The 23,933-nt window shown below is 46.6% G+C and carries 27 protein-coding genes; 16 read left to right on the forward strand and 11 right to left on the reverse strand.

The window, feature by feature from the left end:
• The first annotated feature begins 373 nt into the window (after positions 1 to 373).
• From MMG82_RS13850 to MMG82_RS13895, 10 genes are all read left to right on the forward strand, one after another.
• Positions 374 to 1,636, forward strand: coding sequence for an HlyD family efflux transporter periplasmic adaptor subunit (locus MMG82_RS13850; RefSeq protein ID WP_037421587.1), 1,263 nt, complete (start codon positions 374 to 376; stop codon positions 1,634 to 1,636).
• A gap of 94 nt (positions 1,637 to 1,730) precedes the next feature.
• Positions 1,731 to 2,006 carry a hypothetical protein gene (locus MMG82_RS13855; RefSeq protein WP_037428407.1) on the forward strand — a complete coding sequence of 92 codons (276 nt, stop codon included), beginning with the start codon at positions 1,731 to 1,733 and terminating at the stop codon, positions 2,004 to 2,006.
• A gap of 108 nt (positions 2,007 to 2,114) precedes the next feature.
• Positions 2,115 to 2,855: an ABC transporter ATP-binding protein gene (locus MMG82_RS13860; RefSeq protein WP_037421582.1), complete on the forward strand. Its 741-nt coding sequence runs from the start codon at positions 2,115 to 2,117 to the stop codon at positions 2,853 to 2,855.
• An 8-nt stretch (positions 2,856 to 2,863) separates the two neighbouring features.
• Positions 2,864 to 4,168: an ABC transporter permease gene (locus MMG82_RS13865; RefSeq protein ID WP_047538349.1), complete on the forward strand. Its 1,305-nt coding sequence runs from the start codon at positions 2,864 to 2,866 to the stop codon at positions 4,166 to 4,168.
• Between the two features lie 11 nt (positions 4,169 to 4,179).
• Entirely contained in the window at positions 4,180 to 5,379 is a 1,200-nt protein-coding gene (locus MMG82_RS13870; RefSeq protein WP_047538353.1) for an FtsX-like permease family protein, read from the forward strand.
• 97 nt (positions 5,380 to 5,476) lie between these two features.
• Entirely contained in the window at positions 5,477 to 6,913 is a 1,437-nt protein-coding gene (locus MMG82_RS13875; protein ID WP_047538356.1) for a sigma-54 dependent transcriptional regulator, read from the forward strand.
• A gap of 40 nt (positions 6,914 to 6,953) precedes the next feature.
• Positions 6,954 to 8,609, forward strand: coding sequence for an ATP-binding protein (locus tag MMG82_RS13880; protein ID WP_241406988.1), 1,656 nt, complete (start codon positions 6,954 to 6,956; stop codon positions 8,607 to 8,609).
• Positions 8,610 to 8,861: 252 nt separating this feature from the next.
• Positions 8,862 to 9,272, forward strand: a complete 411-nt coding sequence (locus tag MMG82_RS13885; RefSeq protein ID WP_037421568.1) for a curli production assembly/transport protein CsgE — start codon at positions 8,862 to 8,864, stop codon at positions 9,270 to 9,272.
• A gap of 10 nt (positions 9,273 to 9,282) precedes the next feature.
• Positions 9,283 to 9,678: a curli assembly protein CsgF gene (locus MMG82_RS13890; protein WP_037421565.1), complete on the forward strand. Its 396-nt coding sequence runs from the start codon at positions 9,283 to 9,285 to the stop codon at positions 9,676 to 9,678.
• Positions 9,678 to 10,484 (forward strand): CsgG/HfaB family protein, encoded by an 807-nt coding sequence (locus MMG82_RS13895; protein WP_037421563.1) that lies wholly within the window; start codon positions 9,678 to 9,680, stop codon positions 10,482 to 10,484. The genes MMG82_RS13890 and MMG82_RS13895 overlap by 1 nt, the downstream gene beginning before the upstream one ends.
• An 88-nt stretch (positions 10,485 to 10,572) precedes the next feature.
• Here MMG82_RS13895 and MMG82_RS13900 read toward each other — a convergent pair whose 3' ends face one another.
• A complete protein-coding gene (locus MMG82_RS13900) occupies positions 10,573 to 11,181 on the reverse strand; it encodes a TetR/AcrR family transcriptional regulator (protein ID WP_144345946.1) in 609 nt (202 codons plus the stop codon).
• 22 nt (positions 11,182 to 11,203) lie between these two features.
• Positions 11,204 to 12,628, reverse strand: coding sequence for a coniferyl aldehyde dehydrogenase (locus MMG82_RS13905; protein ID WP_241406989.1), 1,425 nt, complete (start codon positions 12,626 to 12,628; stop codon positions 11,204 to 11,206).
• Positions 12,629 to 12,824: 196 nt separating this feature from the next.
• On the opposite strand from MMG82_RS13905, the gene MMG82_RS13910 reads away from it, so the two are divergent.
• The 3 genes from MMG82_RS13910 (at position 12,825) to MMG82_RS13920 (ending at position 14,284) form a co-directional block, all read left to right on the forward strand.
• Complete coding sequence (locus tag MMG82_RS13910; protein ID WP_037421553.1) at positions 12,825 to 13,223, forward strand: STAS/SEC14 domain-containing protein; 399 nt, start codon at positions 12,825 to 12,827, stop codon at positions 13,221 to 13,223.
• A gap of 19 nt (positions 13,224 to 13,242) precedes the next feature.
• Positions 13,243 to 13,674 (forward strand): universal stress protein, encoded by a 432-nt coding sequence (locus tag MMG82_RS13915; RefSeq protein WP_047538365.1) that lies wholly within the window; start codon positions 13,243 to 13,245, stop codon positions 13,672 to 13,674.
• A 172-nt stretch (positions 13,675 to 13,846) separates the two neighbouring features.
• Complete coding sequence (locus tag MMG82_RS13920) at positions 13,847 to 14,284, forward strand: universal stress protein (protein WP_037421547.1); 438 nt, start codon at positions 13,847 to 13,849, stop codon at positions 14,282 to 14,284.
• Positions 14,285 to 14,289: 5 nt separating this feature from the next.
• Here the strand turns inward: MMG82_RS13920 and MMG82_RS13925 are convergent, their stop codons facing one another.
• Positions 14,290 to 15,111, reverse strand: coding sequence for a transporter substrate-binding domain-containing protein (locus MMG82_RS13925; protein WP_231570547.1), 822 nt, complete (start codon positions 15,109 to 15,111; stop codon positions 14,290 to 14,292).
• Between the two features lie 166 nt (positions 15,112 to 15,277).
• The gene (locus MMG82_RS13930; protein ID WP_047538368.1) at positions 15,278 to 15,829 is read right to left on the reverse strand and encodes a DUF924 family protein; all 552 of its coding nucleotides are present in this window, start codon (positions 15,827 to 15,829) and stop codon (positions 15,278 to 15,280) included.
• Between the two features lie 198 nt (positions 15,830 to 16,027).
• Between MMG82_RS13930 and MMG82_RS13935 the strand changes: the two genes are divergently transcribed.
• The 3 genes from MMG82_RS13935 (at position 16,028) to MMG82_RS13945 (ending at position 18,327) form a co-directional block, all read left to right on the forward strand.
• Entirely contained in the window at positions 16,028 to 16,378 is a 351-nt protein-coding gene (locus tag MMG82_RS13935; protein ID WP_047538371.1) for a winged helix-turn-helix domain-containing protein, read from the forward strand.
• Complete coding sequence (locus tag MMG82_RS13940) at positions 16,375 to 17,844, forward strand: FAD-dependent oxidoreductase (protein WP_047538374.1); 1,470 nt, start codon at positions 16,375 to 16,377, stop codon at positions 17,842 to 17,844. The genes MMG82_RS13935 and MMG82_RS13940 overlap by 4 nt, the downstream gene beginning before the upstream one ends.
• A 117-nt stretch (positions 17,845 to 17,961) precedes the next feature.
• A complete protein-coding gene (locus MMG82_RS13945; RefSeq protein WP_047538377.1) occupies positions 17,962 to 18,327 on the forward strand; it encodes a hypothetical protein in 366 nt (121 codons plus the stop codon).
• Here MMG82_RS13945 and MMG82_RS13950 read toward each other — a convergent pair.
• The 7 genes from MMG82_RS13950 to MMG82_RS13980 all read right to left on the reverse strand — a co-directional run bounded on the left by MMG82_RS13950 (position 18,324) and on the right by MMG82_RS13980 (position 23,841).
• Entirely contained in the window at positions 18,324 to 18,665 is a 342-nt protein-coding gene (locus MMG82_RS13950) for a DUF2956 domain-containing protein (protein WP_047538380.1), read from the reverse strand. The genes MMG82_RS13945 and MMG82_RS13950 overlap by 4 nt on opposite strands.
• Before the next feature lie 86 nt (positions 18,666 to 18,751).
• Entirely contained in the window at positions 18,752 to 19,570 is an 819-nt protein-coding gene (locus tag MMG82_RS13955) for a heme ABC transporter ATP-binding protein (RefSeq protein WP_052184010.1), read from the reverse strand.
• Between the two features lie 11 nt (positions 19,571 to 19,581).
• Positions 19,582 to 20,598, reverse strand: a complete 1,017-nt coding sequence (locus MMG82_RS13960) for an iron ABC transporter permease (RefSeq protein ID WP_241406990.1) — start codon at positions 20,596 to 20,598, stop codon at positions 19,582 to 19,584.
• Positions 20,599 to 20,600: 2 nt separating this feature from the next.
• Positions 20,601 to 21,554 carry a hemin ABC transporter substrate-binding protein gene (locus tag MMG82_RS13965; protein ID WP_047538386.1) on the reverse strand — a complete coding sequence of 318 codons (954 nt, stop codon included), beginning with the start codon at positions 21,552 to 21,554 and terminating at the stop codon, positions 20,601 to 20,603.
• 93 nt (positions 21,555 to 21,647) lie between these two features.
• Positions 21,648 to 22,085: a biopolymer transporter ExbD gene (locus MMG82_RS13970; protein WP_047538389.1), complete on the reverse strand. Its 438-nt coding sequence runs from the start codon at positions 22,083 to 22,085 to the stop codon at positions 21,648 to 21,650.
• Entirely contained in the window at positions 22,082 to 22,825 is a 744-nt protein-coding gene (locus MMG82_RS13975) for a MotA/TolQ/ExbB proton channel family protein (RefSeq protein WP_037421517.1), read from the reverse strand. The genes MMG82_RS13970 and MMG82_RS13975 overlap by 4 nt, the downstream gene beginning before the upstream one ends.
• A 95-nt stretch (positions 22,826 to 22,920) precedes the next feature.
• Complete coding sequence (locus MMG82_RS13980) at positions 22,921 to 23,841, reverse strand: energy transducer TonB (RefSeq protein ID WP_047538395.1); 921 nt, start codon at positions 23,839 to 23,841, stop codon at positions 22,921 to 22,923.
• Between the last annotated feature and the right edge of the window lie 92 nt (positions 23,842 to 23,933).

Here is a 23,933-nt window from a genome sequence, read left to right on the forward strand (position 1 = left end):
TTGGATATGTCTGCTGCGAGGGTGGCAGGATCTTATGTGGCAAGGTTTTAGCTGTAAAGGGAAACTCCGTCATTTGGCGAATAAAAGTGTTAGCGCATGTTGAGCGACTGCCAGCTTGTTCTTTGCTGAGTACCGTACACTTACAAGCTGCCTTTTCTCATATCAAGCGGACACTTTTGCGAAATTTAGGCGGACACTTTTAGTTCTCAACTGTGGTGTCCGCGGACACTTTTATCTTAAATATTATCTAACACAATGAAAATAAATGCTTTAATGGAATTGGCATAGGTGTTGCTATTACTGGATATCGATTTTTAATAGTGTCCGTAGCGATGGGCATATCCAGCCCTCCGACAGGGAAGCGAGAAACGCCATGATTAAAGATACCAGCGGCCAAGATACTCTCCTTGCGCCATCAAACGCTAAACGTCTCAAGGTGCCCTTGATTATTGGCGGCTGCACCTTATTAGTGAGCGCCTTAGTGTGGGCCAGTTTCAGTAGCGATAATGTGAGCAAATCCATTAGCCGTAGTGAGTTAACCACTGCGACTTTATATGTAGGTACGCTGACTCGGGATATCGCGACTACAGGTAAAATCGTCGCGGCCAATGCACCGATCCTCTACAGCACTGAAGAAGGGACAGTGACGCTACTGAGCAATCCTGGCGATACAGTTAATAAAGGCGATGTGGTAGCCAAGCTAGATAGTCCAAGACTGACCAATCAATTAGAACAGGCGAAATCCTTATTAGCGGGTTTGGAGGGCGCTCTTGAGCGTGCCAAGCTGGACGCCAGACGCAACCAATTACAAGTCAACCAAACCTTAGATATGGCCAAGGTTGATCTTGAGGCGGCTGAGCGTGAACGTCGTCGTGGTGAGCAGCTTATTCAAAGTCAGCTGATTGGGCAGATTGACTATGAAAAGGGCAAAGATGATCTGCATAAAGCCAAGCTTAAATTTGAGCATGCGTTGCAAGACGCGGCATTAACTAAGGATACCTTGACCTTTGAAGTAAAGAATAAAGCGCTTGAAGTTGAACGCCAGCAGTTAGCGGTAGGTGAATTAGAGCGCCAAGTTGAAGCCTTAAATATTAAAGCGCCGGTTGGCGGCATTATTGGTAACTGGCTGACAGAGCAAAAAACGCGTTTGAGTGCCAATCAACCGATTCTGACTGTGGTCGATTTAAGTGCCTATGAGGCCGAGCTTGCGGTGCCAGAGTCTTACGCCGATGAACTTGGACTTGGCATGGAGGTTGAGCTGAGCTTTGGCGAAGTCAAACTCATGGGCAAGTTATCCTCGATTTCTCCCGAAGTGCGTAACCGTGAAGTGACCGCAAGAGTGCAATTTGCCCAGAGCGATAGTCTTAAGCTGCGCCAAAACCAACGTATCTCTGCCCGAGTTTTACTCGAACATCGGGAAAATGTGTTGATGGTCAAACGTGGTGCCTTTATGACCAGCGGTGGCGGGGAGGAGGCTTATCAAGTCGAAGGCGATATCGCTACCCGCCGCCAGATTAAACTGGGTAGCACCAGTATGAGCCAGGTGGAAGTGATTGAAGGCGGTAAAGCGGGTGACGAATGGGTGATCTCGAGTGTTGAGCCCTTCAATCATGCCGAACAGGTTAAGATGCATTGATGTTATTTGGTTGAAAAAACTTATTAATCAAATTGATGGATTGGAAATTGCCGTGGTTGAAAATACTGCGGCGATAAGTAAATAGGAGCCAATAATGAGTCATAAAAATGTTGATATCAGTGTGTTGATGTCCTCCAAGCTGTTTGGCGTATTCGCTTTGGCCTTGTTAGTTGTGGCGGTAGAGCTGGGGATTGGAGAGGCTAATAGTTGGTTTTTCCTTGGCTTAAATATTTTGGAATGGACCAATCCCTTAGACGAAATGCGCCAGATTGGTGATGTCTCGATGGAAAGTGTGAGCTTGATATTCTCTTGCCTAAATGGGCTGTTCGGTAAGTTGAGTGAGTTCATTATGGGTGCTTTTCTGGGCTGATAAGCGGTTGCCTCTGCTTCGTCTGTTACATGCTCAAGTTACATTGAAGTCCCGCGCGTTTTATAAGCCGTTTACGCGCAAAGATAAAAATTAATTAAGGAAATTAAAATGTTATCAATGAAGAATATCAGTAAAGTTTTTAAAACGGACTTAGTAGAAACCCACGCACTGCGGGATTTCAACCTTGAGGTAAACGAGGGCGAGTTTGTGGCGGTCACAGGCCCTTCGGGTTCAGGCAAAACCACCTTCTTAAATATTGCTGGCTTGCTCGAAGGCTTCACCCATGGGGATTATTTTTTAGATGGGATTAATGTCTCCAACCTCAGTGATAACAAGAGTGCTGCCGTACGCAATGAGAAGATTGGCTTTATCTTCCAAGGCTTTAACTTGATTCCCGATCTTAACCTCGCGGAAAACATTGAAGTACCGCTGCGCTACCGTGGTTTTAGTGCCAAGGAGCGTAAACGCCGTGTGGAGCAAGCATTAGAGCAAGTGGGCTTAGGTGCGCGGATGAAGCATTTGCCGACTCAATTATCCGGCGGTCAACAGCAAAGGGTAGCGATTGCCCGTGCTTTAGCGGGGGAACCCCGTTTTCTGCTCGCCGACGAACCTACGGGTAACCTCGACAGCTTAATGGCCCGCCAAGTGATGGAATTATTAGAGAATATTAACCAATCTGGCACCACCATCATCATGGTGACCCACGATCCTGAACTGGCTCGCCGTGCCCAGCGCAATATTCAAATTGTCGATGGACAAGTCTGCGACTTTACCATGTATCAACCCAATGTGGCCCGCAGTGCAAGCCACGGCAGTGTCGATAAACTGGTTGCTAACGCCCAAGGCTAGGAGCGGTTATGTTCTTCTATTACTTAGATTTAGCTTGGCGTAGCATTAAAAAAACGCCCATGTTGTCGGCATTGATGATCATGGCGATTTCCATCGGCATAGGCATCACGATTAGCACTCTTAACATTTACAAAATGATGTCCACTAACCCTGCGGGGGAGAAGTCCAGCCAGTTGTTTGCGGTACAGCTGTGGAGCCAAGGTCCAGATGCCTGGGATCGCTTCGATCAACAGATCACCTATCAAGACGGGATGAACTTACTTAAGAGTGATATTCCGAGCCTGCAAACCCCCATGTTTCGCACGGGCGGCGCGGTGCAAACCGAAGATCCGGCTTTTTTACCTGTACTGCAATCTCGGGTTAGGGTGACCAATAACGACTTTTTCCCACTGTTTGGACTTGAGTTTCAATACGGTCAGGCATGGGATGACAGCGTCGATAAAGATGCTCGCTACGAAGTGGTACTGACCGATGAGCTGAATAAGACGCTGTTTGCGGGCCAAAATAGTGTCGGCAAGACGATTTATTTCAATGCTAAGCCCTATCAGGTGGTTGGCGTGCTTAAGCCTTGGGCGCCGAGTCCAAACTATTATGACCTTAACAACGGCGCCTTTGGCAATGTGGATACCTTGTTTGTGCCCTACAGCTTAGCGCCGATTGAGGAATATGGCAGTTGGGGAAATACCAATGGCTGGAACTATGAGAGCATCAACAACTACGCGCAGCGTTTAACCTCCGAAAAGCATTGGACACAATTTTGGGTGCAACTCGATACGCCTGAACAAGTTGCTGAGTACCGTCAGTGGGTTCGCCAATATATTGAACAACAAAAGAAATTAGGTCGCTTTAGCTCACCTAAGGCCGATGTGCAATTGTCCGATATTGACCAATGGCTAGCCATTAATAAAGTGGTGCCAGAGGATAACAAGGTGCTGGTGGGCCTCAGTGCACTCTTCCTCATTGTTTGCTTAGTCAATATGTTAGGTCTGTTGCTGTCTAAGTTTTTACGCCGAGCTCCCGAAATTGGCGTGCGCCGCGCCATCGGCGCCAGCCAAGGGCAGATCTTTGCCCAACATATGGTGGAAGTGTCTTTGATGGGACTATTCGGTGGCTTACTCGGCTTGGCTTGGGCTTGGGGCTCACTTGCGTTGCTCACAAAGAAGTTTCAACTTGAGGCTTCGATTACTCATCTGGACGCCAGCATGTGGCTCATTGCGCCTGTTATTGCCATTTTTGCAGCGATTGTGGCGGGTATTTATCCTGCGTGGCGTGTGTGTACCACTAACCCAAGTGTTTATCTTAAGAGCCAATAATCGGGGGCAATATGTTACATATCAAACCTATTCTCAGCAGTTTATTACGCAGTAAAAGCGGCCCCTTACTACTGTTATTACAGATTATTTTGTCTGTGGCTATCGTCGCTAATGCCAGTTTTATTATCGCCGAACGATTAAATTTAATGGCGCGTGAGTCGGGGATTGTTGAAAGTGAAGTCTTTGATTTCAGCATTTATCATTTTGATAAATCGACAGATTTAGTCGCGCAGGATAAACGAGATTTAGAGATCATTCGTGCGATCCCTGGCGTTATCGATGTTGCACCTACCTCTATGGCTCCCCTGAGCGGCGGTGGTTGGTCGAGTAACTTTACCCTAGGGCCTGAGGAGCGCGCTAAATCTACGCCCAATACCGGCATGTATATGAGTGATGAGCATTTTATCGACTCCTTAGGGCTGAAGTTAGTCGAGGGACGTAACTTCTATCCCCAGGAAATCACCACAGAGTTGCTGGAAGATGGGGGCAAGATGATAGTCACTAAAGCCTTTGTCGATAAGGTGTGGCCGAATGAATCAGCGCTTGGCAAGAGCGTATATATGGGCACACAGCACTTTGTGGTGATTGGAGTGCTGGAGCGCTTACAAACGGCATGGGTTGATAACAGTAACCTTGAGTTTAGTTCTGTGTTGTCGGTGAATTATCCCGCTGACTATAAACGTTATTTAGTAAGAGCTAAGCCTGGTGATATTGAGCGCTTAAAAGAGGTCATCCCCGAAGCCCTGCATAAAGAATATCCTAGCCGGGTAGTCGAAGGCTTTACAACTATGAGCGAGCGCCGTATCGAGGCATATCGTGACCATGAATTAATGGCAACCGTACTAACCATGATGGTGGTATTGCTGTTGTTGATTACCTCACTTGGGGTGACAGGGATGGTGATGTTCAATATCCAGCGTCGCACTAAGCAGATTGGCACTCGCCGCGCATTAGGTGCTAAAAAGCGCGATATTATCAGCTACTTCTTAGTGGAAAACTATCTGCTATGTCTGTTAGGTGGCACTTTGGGTGTGCTGTTAGCGATTCAGTTAGGCCAGCAATTGATGAGCCTGTATAGCTTACCTATGCTGGCGCTTTCCTATCCATTATTCACCGTTGTTGGATTATTTGTGGTGACCACCCTTGCGGTGTACTTACCTGCACGCAAGGCTGCCAAGATATCTCCGGCGACAGCGACGCGTACTGTGTAACATAAGCTGAGCGGCATAAAGTGCGATAACAGTAGGATGTTATTGCACTTTTTGTTACTTTAAGGTTAATAGTTTTACTCGGGATATACTTTGCCACATGGACACAATTCTGATTGTCGACGATAACCACGCCATCTGCCAGGCCTTGGGCTTAATGCTGGAGATCAATGGTTATCAGGTGTTAACTTGCCATACACCAGATGATGCCCTTGGTCTGATCGCGACCCATGATATTGATCTTGTTATCCAAGATATGAACTTCACCCGCGATACCACCTCTGGGGAAGAAGGGCGGCAGTTGTTTTATGCATTGCGTGATAGGCAGCCGGATTTGCCGATCATTTTAATGACGGCTTGGACTCAGCTCGAAACCGCTGTTGAGTTGGTTAAAGCCGGCGCCGCTGATTACATGGGCAAACCGTGGGATGATGCTAAGTTACTAAACAGCATTACGAATTTAATTGCTCTCTATAAGCTTGCACGTACAAATCATCGGCTCGAGCGAGTTAATTCACAACGCCAAGTCGCGATTGCCGATGCGGATCTGTGCGGAATTGTTTTTGGTAGTGGTGCGATGCAGCGTTGTATTGACTTAGCCTTACAACTGGCACGCTCCGATGTATCTGTATTGATCACAGGCCCTAATGGTGCCGGTAAAGATAAGCTTGCCGATATTATCCATGCCAATTCTCCCTTAAAAAACAAACCCTTTATTAAGGTGAATGTGGGGGCTTTGCCAATGGAGTTGCTCGAAGCCGAACTCTTTGGTGCCGAGGCGGGGGCGTTTACGGGGGCTAACAAGGCGCGCATTGGTCGTTTTGAAGCGGCCGATGGTGGCACCTTATTTTTAGATGAAATAGGCAATTTACCGCTCTCGGGCCAAGTGAAATTATTGCGGGTATTACAAACCGGGGAGTTTGAACGTTTAGGCAGCCATAAAACCCTAAAAGTGAAGGTGAGGGTGATCAGTGCGACCAATGCCGATCTTGCCCAAGATATTGCCGAGGGGCGTTTCCGTGAGGACTTATTCTATCGCTTAAATGTGATTGAGTTGGCCTTGCCGCCACTGAATCAGCGTATTGACGATATTCTGCCTTTAGTGAAGCACTTTGTCGGGGAGGGCTTTAGCTTGAGTAAACCCGCCCAACAGGCACTATTGCAGCACCGTTGGCCAGGTAATGTGCGCGAGCTAGAAAACGCCTGTAAACGTGCGGCGCTGTTGGCGCAAAGTCGAGTGTTAACCGAAGCTGATTTTGGTTTACCGCCAGTCAATGTTAACAACACTCACACGACAAATACGATGACGCTTGGGCGAACCATAACCGAAGTTGCCCCGATTGAATCACAGATAAAAGTTGCCAATCAAGACGTGTCCGCTCAACTGGATTCGAGCGACGCTATGGATGTTAGCCGTGAGCAGATTGAAATGGCCTTAAGACAGCACAAGGGCGTGATTGCGCGAGTAGCCAAATCCCTTGGCCTAAGTAGGCAAGCCCTGTATCGCCGCATGGATAAGTTTGGTCTAGAAAAATAACCATAGCATGATAAACACTGAGCATTAGGCGGAATTTTAGGTGCAACTGCGAACAAAATTAATCATTTATTCAACCGTTTGTTGCGCCTTAGGAGTGCTATTGACCTTAGGTGCAGTGAGCTATCGTCCGTCTATCTCGTCAGTTGAAGTGCCAGCTCCCATCAAGCTCCCCGCAATTAATATACCGCCCATCGACGTAGATAAGCTTCAAGAAAACGTCGAAGCGGCAATTAAAAATAACGAGAAATTACAACAAACGTTGCCATTACAGGAGCGTTTAAGGGCCGAGCAGATTAAGCATGAGCTGCAAAAGTTAGAGCAGCTCAAGCAAGAACAATTGCAAATTAAGCTTTTTAAACTCGAGCAGCTTAAAGAGGGGCTTTTTAGCCCTCCTGCCCATCCTGATGTGCCGCCCACGGCCCCACCAGCAGAACCTATCTCACTGCCTAAGTTGACGTTAGCGCAAGGGACAGATCAAGGGCTACCAATCACCGAATGGTTATTCATATTATTGTTTACCTGTGGTATTTGCGCCTTAGGTGTGGCTTGGTTTACCCGCCATTTAGCTCGTAGCCTAAATGCCTTAGAGGTTGGCTTACTCAACTTTAACGATAATGACTTTAGCGTCAGTATTCCGGCAAATGGTGAGGGCCAGCTTAAGGCATTGGCTGAGTTATTTAATGATTCGGCAGCTAAGCTGCGCCAGGAGCGGCAGTATATTTATCAGCGCGAATTGCTGCTGGATAAAGTGATTCAAAGCTCACCTAACGTGATGCTGCTGTTTAACGACCATCAAAAACTCATGTATGCCAACGATGCGGCGCGGCATCTTTTCCATATTAAAGGCAAAATGGAAGGCTTGAGCCTCGACGAACTGCTGCAAGACTTACCCGAAGCGCTTGCCTTGGCCCTTAAGCAAGAAAAGAGCGGCCTGTTTACCATGGGTGAGGATGATACTGAGACTTGGTATCTGAGTCGCGGCCAATTTTTGCTGAATAACCAACAGCATAATTTAATCTTGCTTAAGCAGATGACCCGAGAGCTTAATCGTCAGGAAGTGGCGGTGTGGAAGAAGGTGATCCGTATTATCAGCCATGAGCTAAATAATTCTGTCGCGCCCATTGCTTCAATGGTGAACTCGGGGCGTTTACTCACGAAAGATCTCGATAATCCAAAGCTTAAGCTGATATTCGACACTATAGAGAGTCGCACGAATCACCTGAGTCAGTTTATTTTCAACTATGCTCGCTTTGCTAAACTGCCTTTACCGCAGCGACGTCAAGTCGCGTGGCAGCAGCTTATCGAACATTTAACCCAGCATTATCCTTTTACCTTAGCCAATGAATTACCCGCTGAAATGGGCTATTTCGATCAAGGACAAATGGAGCAAGTTCTGCTAAACCTGCTGAAAAATGCCCATGAATCAGGTTCTAATCCCGATGAGGTCACGCTCTCGATTCGCTTTCAAACGCTGGTTGATGGCACAGGCTTTATTATCAAGATTGAGGATCGTGGTAGTGGCATGTCCGAGGAAGTGTTAGAGCAAGCCCTATTGCCCTTTTACTCAACCAAGCAATCGGGTACTGGCTTAGGCTTACCACTTTGCCGCGAAATCATTGAGGCCCATGAAGGCAGCATTAGTATGCATAATCGCAGCGATGGCGGGCTGTCAGTACAACTCTGGTTACCGCAATAATCTGCGTTTGAGAGTGTATCAAGAGTTTTCATTGCTCATTCTAACGTATTACCCAAATGGGCTATTTTGCGGTTTTTACCTTAGCTTTTTGGGCTAATTTAGGTCTCAGTCTAATGACTAGCGATCTTCAATCCTGTTAACCTTCCTTTAATAAAAATAAGCGTGAAATGTTACATGCACAACATGGCAAAGTGTGCATTTTACGCTGTCGCTGTATCTGAAGGTTTGAGCATTGTAGGTAAGGAGGGACCTGTGAAATCGTTAATTCAGCGGTTGTTGTTCAGTATTTTGTGTCCATTCTTGTTTATAAGCGCTCCTGGCGCGTTAGCCGATGATGATATTGAAATCAGTGGGCTTGTGATAGATAGAACCTTAACGCGTTTTGGTAAGGATTTTGGGTTTTACTATTCAAGTTATTGGCGCGAATTGCCGTTTACTCAAGGGTTTAACGTGACCTTGTATGAGACGGTGTTTCCGCAGGCCGGAACCGTTTTAACCTTAGAAGTGAATGGAACTCGTATTTATACCACGCACTTTGGTCGTCGGGCGAACCCGATTAAGGAGAGCGCAGAGCAGGCTATTTTGTTGACGATTGATTACTTAGCTCAAGTCAGGGCTAATGCGATTACGGGTGATTTTTCAGGAACATCGGACGATTTGTAGGATAACAATAATGACATTCAGGACGTTACTTTCTCTTGCTGTGTTTTGCATAGCTCACACCAGCCAAGCAACCGAATTAATCTATACCCCCGTCAACCCAAGCTTTGGGGGCAATCCTGCGAATGGCTCCTTTTTACTCAATAAAGCGCAGGCTCAAAACGATAATAAAGCCAGCTCGACCGAGAAGGACTTTGTTACCCGTTTTAAGGAGTCATTGGAACGTAACATCATTAACTCCATCACTCGCGGCGTTGCTGATGGTGAGATCAAAGATGGGGTGTACGATACTGGCGATTTTCGTATCGAAGTCGCCTCTACTGGCACCGGAGTGATGTTAACCATCACTAACATCGAAACCGGCGAAGTGACGGTGATTGAAATGCCAACTTTTGGAGGCGGAAACTAATGGCACGTTCCATCTTTATCGCTTCTATGCTGCTGAGTATGTCCGCCTGTAGCTTGATCCCCAAGCCTGACTTAAATATTACTCCTGCTCAAGTTAATCCAATGAGTGAGGTGATGAAGGAGCTACAGAGTCAGCCTGGGCCAAAATTTCCGATCCCAGTTGCGGTATATTCATTCCGAGACCAAACCGGGCAATATAAACCTCAAGCTAACGTCAGCTCATTTTCAACTGCGGTCACTCAAGGGGCAACATCGATGCTGATGCAAACCTTGATTGACTCTAAATGGTTTACGCCCGTTGAGCGTGAAGGCCTGCAAAATTTATTAACCGAGCGCAAGATCAGTAATAAGCAAAACGGCTCAAAGGGCGATGATATCCCCGTGTTATCGACGGCGAGATTGCTATTAGAAGGTGGCATTATCAGTTACGAGACCAACACCAGTACAGGCGGTACAGGGGTTGAGTATTATGGTATCGGCGCCTCGGAAATGTACCGTGAGGATTTAGTGACTATCTATCTGCGCGCTGTCGATGTACACACGGGCAAAGTGATGATGTCTGTATCTACGAGTAAAAGGGTACTTTCGCAGGAAATGCGTGCAGGCCTGTTCCGTTATACCAGTTTGAATCGTTTGGCCGAAGCCGAAGTCGGTTTTACCACCAATGAACCAGTGCAGTTTTGTGTACTACAAGCCATTGAGTTAGCAGTCGCTGAGCTTATCGAAAAGGGTGTAAAACAAGGTTATTGGAGTGCTTCGCAGTTGTCGCAACCTATAGAAAAACAACCTGAATTAAGCCAAAGCTGATTATACTAATCGTATTAAATATCTGTTCATTCAGTTAAACATCGCCACAATCGAGCCAGATATAAGTCTGGCTCGATTGCTTTTAGGTTTAGTCGGCCCGTAACGCCTTCCAAAACAGCGCAAAGCTGGCATCACGATAATGTTTATCTCTGCCCAATTCGGGGTTATCGATAAAAAATCGCGTGGCTGCTAAGTATTGTCCGTGGCAATTTTCAAGCATTAATTCAATGGGATAGTGGGCAATTAATCCCATTAGCTGCCCTTTTTTTATCAACTGGGCGATAAACCCTAAGATGCTATTCATTGCTTGTTCGCGGATAGAAGCCGCAATCATAGGTGACATTGAATATTGCTGAAAAAATAATTGCTTGATTGGATTATCAATCGACCAGTCAATCGCGCTCTGCCAGAGGATTTCTGCATGCTCTTTAAGATCGCTCCCTTCTTTGATATTTAACAATAATGCATTAGCAAACTCTTGTTTAATCGTGAGAAACAGGCTTTCCATCAACACTTCTTTGGTTGGGAAATGATGAAACAGTGTGCCTGTCGCTACGCTAGCCTGCTTGGCAATTGAAGCGGTCGAGGTGGCATGAAAGCCTTGGCTGACAAATAACGATAAGGCGGTATCGAGTATCGCCTGACGTTTATCTGTCATGGGCTTAGTATCTGTATCTGTTGGTAATAAGCTCGACATAACCACTCCTAAGCGGCCCGTATTAGCGTAAAAACAGCTTCATCAACATACGTTGGATAAAAGTGCCATAGGGTGGATGGACAAATTTACCCGTGTTAAAGCGCCCACGGCTTAGCACGGTTTTGGCGTGGCTAAAGGTGAGGAACCCTTCTTTACCATGATAATGCCCCATACCAGATGGGCCTATGCCGCCAAAGGGCGCATCATCGGCTGCTACATGGAATACCGTTTCATTGATACAAACACCGCCAGAGTGAGTTTGCTTGAGGATTTTTTGTTGGCTCGCTTCATCAAAACTCATCACATAGAGCGCTAAGGGTCTGGCGCGACGGTTTACGTAGCTAATGGCTTCATCTAAAGAGTCGTAACCGATAACGGGTAATAGCGGCCCAAAGATTTCCTCTTGCATCAATAGCATATCTTCAGTGGTATTAGTAATCAGCTGAGTGGCGAGTTTACGATTCTGGCTGTCTATTGCTTCATTTGAGGCAGAGATAATCTTGGCACCTTTGGTTTTGGCATCCTCAAGTACAGCCAATAAACGATCAAATTGGCGGGCATTAATAATGCTGCCGTAGTCCTTATTTTGGGCAATTGCGCCGTACATGGCTTGGAATTTTGCTTGATAGGCTTGAATAAAATCGCTCACTTTAGCGTTAGGGCAAAGCACATAATCAGGCGCTACACAGATTTGTCCAGCATTCAAACACTTACCATAAATCATTCGTTCTACCGCTATCTCTAGTGGCATATCGGGGGCGATAATTACTGGCGATTTACCTCCGAGTTCAAGGGTAACGGGGGTGAGATTATTGGCCGCGGCGCGCATCACATGGCGGCCAACCGTGGTTGAGCCAGTAAATAGGAGATGATCGAAGGGCAGTGCTGAAAACTGCGCCGCGACATCAGCTTCACCTTCTACAACGGCTACATGGGATTCATCAAATACTTCGGCTAGTAACTGTTTGATAACGCAGTTGGTTGCTGGAGTAAATTCCGAAAGTTTGAGCATGGCATGGTTGCCCGCAGCAATCGCCGTGACTAATGGCCCAATGGAGAGCATGACGGGGAAGTTCCAAGGCACGATTATCCCAATAACGCCTAGTGGCTGATAATGCACTTTGACTTGGGCGGGGGTGAGTAAGATGCCCGCATGGCGGCGGCTTGGCTTGAGCCATTTTTTGAGGTTTTTCAAGCTGTAATTGATGTTATTGACCACAGGCATAATGTCGGAAATCAGACTGTCATCGACCGAACGATGGCCATAGTCCTGTGATAACGCCTCGACGAGCGGCTGCTGGAATTTTAGCAAGGCGGCTTTAAGGCGGATTAAGCGTTCTTTACGGATCGCATAATCAGGATTAGGTGCGGCTAAGTAACTTGCACGCTGATGTTGGAGTAACTCGGTTAACGGCGAAATTTTTGCTGGGTCTGTTGCCATGTTCATCGTGATCCCTTGAGTGCAAGTCTTAATAAAATAAAGCCGTTTGTTGCTCAATATACAAACCGACTGATTAGTCGGTTTATCCTAGCGGTTAGCGTGATTTTGCGCAAGCATACTGATGCATTTATGAGCAAGATCACGGCCTGATAGAGACTTAGCTTTTACACTTAACAGGACATTTGTTAGACAAGGAGTATGTATGACTTTGTTAAAGCATGGAATTTCAGTTGGGATCGAGCGTTATGGTGATGATGACTTTTTTGTTGCCTTTAAAGCTATTGGTACCTTAACTCATCAAGATTATGAGGTGATGGTACCCGTGCTCGAAGCCGCGTTAGCTGGGGTGAAAGATCCCGATATTTATGCCTTAGTCGATGTGACTGAGCTTGAAGGTTGGGAACTTCAAGCCGCTTGGGATGATCTAAAACTAGGGGTTAAGCATGTTCGCCACTTTGAACGGATTGCTATTGTCGGTAAAACGACTCTACAGGAAGTGATGGCAAAGCTGGCAAACTGGTTTACTCCGGCCGAGGTTAAGTTTTTTGTCGACAAACTGGATGCCATTACTTGGCTCAAAGATGAGCTTCACGATGACTAGCCATTAAGGAGAACAGATTATGCGTTCAGGTCAAATACTCTGGCCCACAGATTTTTCGGAAACTGCGGCCCATGCGCTACGTTATGCTATTGAAATGGCAAATCTATACCATGTAGGGCTAAAGATTTTACACGTTGTTGAGCAACCTATTGGTGATGAAAACTTTATGATTTTAGCGATTACCCCTGAGGAGCTCGCTAAAAGCATGGAGGAGGCCGCAGCAACTAAAATGCAGGCGTTACTCGAGGGACTCAAGACCGAATTACCGATTACCACCCTTATCCGCCGCGGCGACCCCGTCGATCAAATCCTCGAGGAGGCGAATGGTAAGGATGTGGGTATGGTGGTTATTGCTAGCCATGGACGAACCGGAATTTCGCACTTTTTACATACGAATGTTGCCGAAGCTGTTGCCAATGGCGCGGCATGCCCTGTATTGGTCGTGAAATAGTCTGTATTGGGTAGATTACAGGGCGCTAAGGCGCCCTTTGTTTTTGATTGCTAAAGCATAATTAATTTTACGGCCTAGCTGCTTGTCCCGATTTACTGCGATAAAATACAGATTATAAGCAATGCCATTTGCCCTAATATTGGGCACAACAACCTAAGTGATGGATAAAATTATGCGTACTCAAGAAGTGTTATGCCCTACGGATTTTTCGGCAACTGCCGCCCATGCGCTTAATTATGCGGTTGAAATGGCTAATCTATATCACGTAGATATCCGTTTGCTGCATGTTGTCAGCCCTGCAAGAAGTGCCCATTGTTATGGTATTGCGGTAGATACTCCCGCGACACTTGAGCAACAGTTAGCCGAGTTTGTGGAGACAAAAATGCAGAGTCTACAGCTGCAAATGCAGCAGGGATTAGCGGTTGGACTAAAGGTTAAATGTATTGTTCGTCATGGTGATGCGAGCGAAGAGATTTTAGCTGAGTCAGCCGATGCGGGTATGATTGTGATTGCAAGCCATGGCAGCAGCGGCTTAGTGGATTTTTTAAAGCACCATGTGAGTCAAGATGTTGTTAGATTGGCGAAATGCCCAGTATTAGTAGTTAAGTAGTTAACTTATAAAGGATCTTGCTTGAGTTTTGATTGATCCACAATGGTATTTGAGGCTTCAGCTTCATTCTCTAGGGACATGAGTTGCCGATATTTTTCTTGTAAGGCGATCAGTGTCCCATCTTCGGTAATTTGTTTTAACCCAAGGTTAAAGTCGTCACGGATTTGCTCGCTTAAAAACGCAAATTTATACTCAGTCGGTGGAAAAATGCGATGACATACCGCCACCTGTTTACTCTCTACTTCGGTGAGTTTTCCCTCAATAAATGCCTGTCTAAGATAGTACGTGAAAATGTTCTTATCCATAACCACTACATCAGCCCTGTGTTTCATCAACATGTAAACCTGCTGTATTTGCCGAGCTTGTTCTTGGTAACTAGGATTAGCTTTAGTCATTTGAGCAAATTCATCACCTAAGAAGCTTGCTGCACGTTGAAAGGAAACGACTTTTTTATCCGTTAAGTCTTTAATGCTATTAATCGAAAAGTTATTTTTCTCTAGGCTGATTGCGCAATTTTGATAACGAATCGCCACATTAGAGTAGAAAACGTTTTCGATCATGCCTTCTTTTACGTTGATTATGCCGTCTAGTTTGCCCTCCCTAAGTTCATGGAAAGTGCGTGCTAAAGGCAAATATTCAATATTGGCGGTATGCCCTTTGACTGCAAGTGCTTGATACAGCAAATCGAGTTCTAGGCCGCTATCAGATTCTTGGATGACATAGGGAGGAATGGAGAGGCTCACGCCAATTTTCAGTTCCGCCGCTTGGATTAATTGGGGATACAATAATGCAATTACTGCTAGCAATGGGTAGCGAATACAGGTCATTCTAGAGACGCAGGAAATATGGTTAGTTTGTTTCATTACGCACTGTTACCTTTCACACCATTGGCCATCTCATGATGCCCAGAGTTGTCCCCTGACATATCATTGTAAGTGTAGTTTGTTAATCTATAGCCACAGTTATTTTTATCTGAATAAAGCTTGTTTATATTCAAAATGACGAGTCCGGCTGGCGTAAAAAAGCGATTTCTTCTGCTGTCGACTCTCTAGCTAATATTTTGTTTCTATGAGGATAACGACCGAATCTGTCGATAATAGCCTTGTGTTTTAGTTCAAATTCGAGATTAGCGATTGCAGCCTCTCGATTGAACAATTTTACAGCAACTTGATGGATGGCTGGGGATTCGCTATGCATAAAAGGCATAAACAAAAAGGGTACTTGTTTGGGAGAAAGCTCCTTATCAATTTGGAGTGCAACAGCCTCTTGGGCAAGGACCAGCGCAATGGTGTCGGCCTCAAACGCTGCTGGCGTGTCGCGATAGATATTTCGCGAGAATTGATCCAGTACGATGATTTCGGCTAAACGACCTTGAGGTGTCACGCGCCAATGCGCAAGCTCACCGCGCTTGGCTTGTTTTAATAGGTCTTCAAAGCGAGATTGGATTTGTGCATCAAATGTTGGGTCTTTTATCCACCAAGATTGAGGTGAGATTTCCTCAAACCAGAAATATAGCACTTGCTGTGCGGTCATCATTTGGCCCATCGTTGGCTCTCCCATTGATTAATCTTTTTTACAAATAACAGTGATGGAGAGCTTATACAAGCAAATGCGAAAATGTATCTGTGGGAACAGATGTCAAACGGGTCAATTTGCTCGAATAATTTGAATGGAGGCTATTTCTTATTCACTGAATATCAAGTAGTTTTATATTCACTTGGTCAATATTTGGATTGATTTTTTATGCCCCTCGAATCTGCTACTCAGTCAATATCGAAACAACATAAGGCGTTTTTACGTAAGTTATATTTAGCGCATTTAATGGACGATGATCGACATAACTTGTTATCACTCAATAAGTTGACTGGAATGCCGAGGCGGACATTGCAGGATGCTATCGCCGCGTTTGAAGATATCGGTATTTGCGTCGAATTTGTGCAAGATGGCAGTCGAAACAATGCAGGTTATTATCGCATTTTGACCTGGGGGCCAATTAGCAGTGCGTGGGTTGATACACATTTCGAGGAAATTGCCTCAATTATCGGCGTCGCTCCATTAAGTGAAACCGTGGCATTAAGTGAATCAGTGGCGTGAAAGAGCGCGGATTTTGGTTTGATACCGAAGTTAAATTAAGTCAAAGAACTATTTTACCTGCGCTACAACATGATATTGCCGCAGACATCGCCATTATTGGCGCGGGCTATTCAGGACTATGGACGGCCTATTATCTTAAGCAATACCAGCCCAATTTATCCGTGGTGATTCTTGAGGCTGACACCATTGGCCAAGGCGCTTCGGGGCGAAATGGCGGTTGGTTGATGGGCGGTTTTAGTGGCGATGTAGCCTATCTTAATCAGCTTCAAGGTGAGTCGCGCTTAATAGCAAAAGCCTTGATCCAACAAACTATTGCTGAAGTTGCCGCAGTTTGCGCCAAGCATCATATCGACTGTGATTTACACCATGGCGGCAATTTACGGGTAGCCGCGCGTTATCCTGAGCAATTAGCCAATATTCAAGCCGAATTAGCACAGTGGCGCGCAGATGGCTTTGGTGAAGAAGATATTCGTTGGCTGGATAAAACCGAACTCGATAAACAAGTCTCCATGGCCTACGGCCAAGCGGCGCTTTATACACCCCATTGTGCGCGGATACACCCAGCGAAACTCGTCTGTGGTTTGGCTGATCTGGTGCAAAGTTTAGGGGTGAAGATCTACGAGCATACCCCAGTAAATCACATGGTGTATCTTGGTGATGCGCAAACCCAATTACAGACGCCACAAGGAAATGTTCGTGCGGCGATTGTGGTGCCCGCCGTTGAAGGCTATCTTCGCCAATTGGGTGAATTGGGACGATTTACCTTACCTGTTCAGAGTTTACTGATCGCCACTGAGCCGTTAACGGATGAAATGTGGCAGGACATTGGTTTAGCTAATCGCGCGACCTTTAGTGATGCTAGCCGCATCGTTACCTATGGTCAGCGAAGTCCTGATAACCGTTTGATATTTGGCGCCCGTGGTGGCTACGGATTTGGCGCTAAAGTGCGGACTGAATTTGGATTTAATCCCGAGTGCTTTAATGCCCAATCTTCCGCTAGCCATCGTCAATCGGCTTTTAAAGGGGAATTTGGCTTTCGCTATCAGCTATTGTTGGCGTTATTTCCGCAATTGGCGGATGTGCAAATTACTCATGGTTGGGGCGGTACCTTAGCCTTAGCACGGCAGTTTGCGCCCCACGCTATTTACGATAAAAATGTAGGATTGGGGCTTATTGGTGGTTACGGCGGCGAAGGTGTTGGGGCTGCCAATCTTTTTGCCCGCACGCTGGTGGACTTGATCTTAGCGCGTGATACGCCGCTTACTACTATGCCTTGGGCTTTTAATGCCCCGGTTCAGCAAGTATTAACGCCTTGGGAACCTGAACCTTTACCGTGGCTTGCTTATCATGGCATGAACAAGATTTTTGCATGGGAAGATAGGCTCTACAGCCAGCCCAAGAGTGCGGCTTGGCAAAAAGGCTTAGCCAAGCGGCTTGCGAATCGATTAGAAGGCTTAATGAGTTAATCTACTTATAAACCAGATAGTTAATCAGTAAACCAGAGAGTTAATCAGGCCATTACCGAGTCATTTTTATTCATACACGATCTATTCATACACGATAACTACTTTGATGATCCGAATATGTTAACCGAACAGTTTTTCCTACAGGGCCGCGTTAAGCTTGAGACGATCCCCCACGAAATGCGCATGTCCCATTGGGTGTACGCGCCCAGATTAACCGATATGAAAAGCGGGCAAGTGTTGCTCGATCTTATCGGCCAATGCTGGGATTGTCAGTCTGCGATTGAGCGGGATAACGCGCTTTGCCTAACACTCGATGGCTACCCCGATAGAGCCAACTGGCTTGAGTTGGCCTTTTTACCCGATACGGGGCGAGTCCAGCTAAGGGCTGGCAATATCGACACTAAGGCGCTAATTGTACAAGAGTTTATACCACAGGAGCTGACTGGCTACTTTGATACGATACGCGCGAATCTCCCCCGTTAAAGGAAGATATATGCCCCAAAACCTAGCCAGCTAAGGGCTAACAGGGCGATGGCTGCCCAAGTAATAGGAGTAAATTGAGTCTGTGGCAGCGAAAAATCTTCGCCGTCATCCATCTCGCCAGCCGCGTTTACTTGTTGGTTTTTTGCCCTTAACTGTTGTTTTCTCTGCTTATCCCGCTCGCGAGCTTTGGCTTTTTGCAGTTTTTTATATTCGGCAATGCCCTTTTCAATCCCTTGGGCAATCAGCTTAGTTTGTTCTTTGGTTTGTCCTGGTTTTTGAGTGGCCTTCGCCATAGCTAGGGCATCTTGCTGGGTTTCTGTTGAGATAGTGGTTTTCATCTGTTCACACTGTGACTTTAGCTGTCTATTGCAGCGATTATACCCACAACTGTGCCGCTAAAGGCGCTAGTGAAGTCAATTTTGCATTAAAAAATCAGTGGGTAACCACCCTGTGGTGCCGAAATAAACTCAGGTTCGTAATCCCACACTTGGCGAATTATATCAATCGATAATGCGTCGTTAGGTGTACCTTCACTGACGATTTCACCCTGTTTGAGGACGATAACTCTGTCGCTGTAACGGGCTGCCTGATTGAGGTCGTGCAATACCACAATCACAGTGTAGGCGTGCTTGTGGGCGAGATTTTTTGCTAGCGCTAATACTTTGTGTTGCTGCGCCAGATCCAGTGCTGAGGTTGGCTCATCTAACAGTAAAATCGGCGGGAAGGGGGATTGGCTTAACTGCGTTAACACCCTCGCCAGTTGCACCCTTTGTTTTTCTCCCCCAGAAAGCGTGGGGTAACTGCGCCGAGCTAAATGCAATACACCCACTTCGGCAAGCCATTTTGTGACTAACTGCTGGCCTTCTTTTTGACTCAAGGTTAAGGGATAAAGCCCCATTGCCACCACTTCATCCACGGTAAAGGGGAAGGTTAAGCTGGCATGTTGAGGCAGAACGGCGAGAGATTTTGCCAGTTCAGCCCTTGGCCAATCCACCAGTTGGCAGTGGCCAAGCTTGATGCTGCCTTGCGCAGTGGGGATCTCTTGGCACAGTGCCTTTAAAAGTGTGGACTTGCCTGCCCCATTAGGCCCTAAAAGTGCGGTGACACTGCCCGGTTGAAATTGCACGCGAATGTTGTTCAACACCGCCTTATCGCCGATAGCGTAGCTGAGCCTATCCACGGTTAATTGGGTACGTTCAAAATGTTGTTTAGCGACGGGCGCAGCCGATAAGCTCATAGCCATGAAGTTCTCGCTTAGATTAATTTGCTGCGTTGTTGCAGGAGTAAAAAGATAAAGAATGGCGCACCGATAAGTGCTGTGACTAAGCCGACAGGTAATTCGGCGGGGGGTAAAAATGCCCGCGCACCTATGTCAGCTAAGGCTAAAAGCGCAGCGCCCAAGAGGGCGCTCATGGGTAAAAGTCGTTTATGATCTGGCCCCAAAATCATCCGCACTAAATGGGGAACCACTAGACCAATAAAACCGATAATCCCTGTTGCGGCCACACTCACGCCTACGCCTAATGCACAGAGTAGGATGAGTCTTAACTTAAGACGGTCGACATCAATCCCTAAATGTCTGGCTTCAGCTTCACCCAGTAGCAGGGCATTAAGTGCCATGGCATCACGCTGAAAACGCCAACTCAGCAGCACTAATACCAGTAAACACAGGCCGACATATTGCCATTGAGCTCCCGCAATACTGCCCATTTGCCAAAGGGTTAAGTCACGTAATGCCATATCATTAGCGAGATAAGTCAGTACGCCTATGCCCGCTCCTGCTAGCGCTGCAATCGCCACGCCGGAAAGCAGTAATAACACCACAGATGTGCCTAAACCGTTACTCGCCAGACGATAAACGATCAGGGTTGTGGCTAACCCACAGAGAAAGGCGCCAAGGGAAATCATAAAAGATCCCACGTCGGGAAATAACACGATACAGATGGCCGCACCTAATGCGGCTCCCAATGACACCCCGATAATACCTGGGTCTGCCAGTGGATTACGGAATAATCCCTGCATCACAGCGCCACATTGAGCAAGAATTGCGCCTACCGTAAGGGCTAACAAGGTCCTGGGGAGACGCACGTTACTTACCACCAGTTGCTCATGGGGTGCAAGATCGCCAATGCTTTGCTGGGTTGCCCAATTAAATACCGCACTGAGGGAGTCCATAAGACTAATGCTTACGGGACCGACACTCACCGAGAGTAAGCTGCTCAGGATGAGGATCATCATCATTGTGGGCCAAAGCCAGCGATACTGTAACATGGTTATTTGCCCGCCGTTTTACCTTGAGTGAGCAGGGTATCTGCAAGCGTTTCGGCAGCACCAATGGCGCTAATGCCTAAGCCTCCTAGTAAAGCTTGCGGGGCAAGGGTTTGGATATGGCCATTTTGGCCTGCGGGAGTATGCGCTAGCAGCGGCATCTCCTTTAATAGAGCCTGGGTTGTTTGAGTGTTGGTTTGCGAGTCAGTTTTTTCGCTGCGGTTAGACAGTAAAATCACATCCGGTTGTAAGGCGAGAATGCCCTCTTGGGACAATGTCTTGTAGCCTTCAAAGTCTGCAATATTCTTTGCGCCCGATAGCGCAATAATGGTATCGGCAGCGGTACCTTTGCCACCGACTCGGGCTCCTCGTCCTTCCTGTAATAACATAAAGAGGATTTTTGGCTGAGCATTATGTTGGCTGAGTTGTTGTTTTTGCTTATTTAATTTATCTAGCCTTTGATGCAACTCCTGCTTTAGCGGGGCCGCTTTGTCTGTTCGATTAAGCGATTGTGCCAGCGTATCGATATTGCGCATTAATTGTTGCTCATCGGCGCTTGAGGGTAATTGCACTACCTTGATATTGGCTTGTTTTAGTACGTTAAGGGTGGTTTCTGGGCCCATTACGTCGGACCCTACAACTAGTGTAGGGCTGAGTGCCATAATGCCTTCAGCTGAAAGCATGCGGTGGTATCCCAGTTTAGCGACTGAGCTTAATTGTTCAGGCACATAGCTGGTGGCATCGACAGCCACTAACTCATCGGCCGCCCCTAACGCCAGCACTAACTCGGTGACACCCGCCCCCGCGCTCACCAACTTTATATCCTGAGTTGCACTCCAAGCATTAAATGAAACGAGTGCTATGACTGCGGGGAGTAGACACAACCATTTATTGAATACATTGCTATCGGTCGGTTGACTGAGTTTATTAAATCGATAACGCACAGCTTGAAACAACATGGGTAAACTCCTGATCCATCTAAAAGCAAGGTCGAGGTGTTATCAACCTTGCAGGGTAAACGGGTTAAAACACGATTGAGTTAAGGTTTAGGGTTAATGTTCCATCAAAATTTGGGTTTGATTAATGGCGTTGCCCTGCAAAAGTGCCAGTAGCTGCATTAGCGGTTCAACTGGCGCGGCCTTATCGGCAGCAATAATGACGGTGGCCTGTGGTTGAGCCGTTAACTGCGCTTCAAAGGCTGAATTAAATGCGGTTAAATCAGCAAATTTTTCGCCATTAATCGCCCAGTAGGGTGAAGTCGCCATAATATTGATGGCTATCGATTGCTTATGCTCGAGTGCAGTAATGGCGCTGCTTGGGCTTTGAGGTACATCAACGGGTAAGCTCAGCAAACGGCTATTTGCCGTGAGTAACAGAAACACTAAAACAATAAAAATAATATCAATCAATGCCGTAAGATCGACGCTGGGCAGTGGCTCTAAGGCACTGATCCCTGCTTGGGGTAACGACGTGTGGTGAGTGCTTATCATGGCTGAGACTCAATAGATGCGGCGTGTGAAGTGTTAGGTGTTTGATTGGCCTGATTTCCTCGAGCGAATGCCTGATATAAGTCTTGCTCAAGTGGTAGCTTGTCTACACCGGATAACCATAAGTTAATTTGATTCAGCACATGGCTCGCTTTTAAGCATTGGCTATGCGCCCAGATCCCGAATAAATGCGCGGCGGTAATGGTCGGCACCGCAATGATAAGACCTGCAGCGGTAGTATTCATCGCCAGACCAAGCCCCGCACTGAGTTGCGCAGGAGTGACTGGCCCTTGGGACTGGCCAAGTTGGGCAAACATGTCAATTAACCCAAGCACCGTACCGAGTAACCCCAGTAGCGGACTAATAATCCCTATCACTTGCAAAATCTTAAGGCCCGCTTGCAGCTCCCTTTGTTGTTTATTCAGCCATAGACTGAGTAATTCTTCCCTAAGTGGTTTGGGTTGATGTGCTTGCGCTAACAGCAGTGTTGCGCCACGGGCCAGTAAATCCTGCTGATGGCTGGTTTTAGAGAGTAAAGCTTGAATGTTTTCGCTTGTCGGTTTGGCATCAGAGTGGCGTAGCTCTTTAACCCAAGCTTGTTTTTTTGGGGAGATTGACGCTACGGATTGTTGTAAAAACAGTGCGCTACGCTCAAGGCAAATCATCAAGGCAAGGAATGCACATATCAGCAAAGGCCAGGTGAGTGAACCGAGCTGGCCATGTAGGGTAGAAAAGTCAGTCATAAGCGGTGAGTCTCTATAGTTAGATCTGTTATCAAGCATTCAGCCAAATTCGTTGCAATAGGATTAGCGTGGTTAAGCATTGCATCGCCACAGGATCAATTTAAGGCGAAGCGAATCGGTACCCTCACCTTGTAATGGCTCGCCAGTTTTGGGCTTGGCGCCTCAAACTGCCAAGTCTCTACCGCCTCTAGTGCCGCTTGGTCCAGCAGGCTGACACCAGAGCTTTTGACTAACGTGAGGGCGAGTTGTTGTCCAAATTCGTTAAACATCACTTCAATTGTTGCGGTTCCTTCCAAGCCTTTTTTTCGCGCCATGCGCGGATATGTTGGTTGGGGAGGTTGACTGGCAAAAGTGGGTGTTGCCAGCTCGATAACCTCGGGAGTGGCTTTGGTGTTCTTGCTGGCACTTGTGGGTGTCACATCGCTGTTGTTAATAGCTGCATTATCTTGAGTCTTGATTTCTGCCATTTGCGATATCTCTCGCTCAGAAGATTTTGCTATTTCTTCTGTTTCTTGTTGATGCAGTGTATTTGCAGCCATTAGCTTCATAGCCGTTGTCGCATCTGCCTTAGAGGATGTGTTCGGCGTTGGCTTGTTTTGTTCAGCGGATTTAACAGTTTGCGGCTTAGCTGTGGTCGGTTCGTGGGCTTGCCTTGCCATTTCAGTTGTCGCCGTATCAGTTCGTTTTGGCGCCGTTTGGCGCTTACTGGCATTAGACAAACGGGCATTAGCTACCTTGGCATTAGACGAGCTTGCATTAGGCACATTTGGGGAGATCGTATCCACGGGATCTGCATTCGCTGGCGTACTGTTTAGCTCAGATATGACCGCTGATTTTTCCACTGAATGATGTGCTGTAAAGCTTAAGGTAACCGCTTTGTTTACCTCATTGAATGCGTGCATTTGAGCAGATTCGTTAAGATCCTTCGGTAATGAAATCGAAGGCTGCGATGCAATCACACCCGTTTGAATCGCAACAGTTAATGCGCCAAAAGCTAAATATCGTTTTGGTGTCACGGCAAACCTTCCAATTCCAAAAGCATTCACTCATCAATCATTGCTAATTAAGATACATAAATATAAATAAGATCGCAAATGATAATGATTTC

It is taken from the genome of Shewanella sp. MM_2022_3 (genome assembly GCF_022557375.1).
Lineage (GTDB): Bacteria > Pseudomonadota > Gammaproteobacteria > Enterobacterales > Shewanellaceae > Shewanella > Shewanella xiamenensis.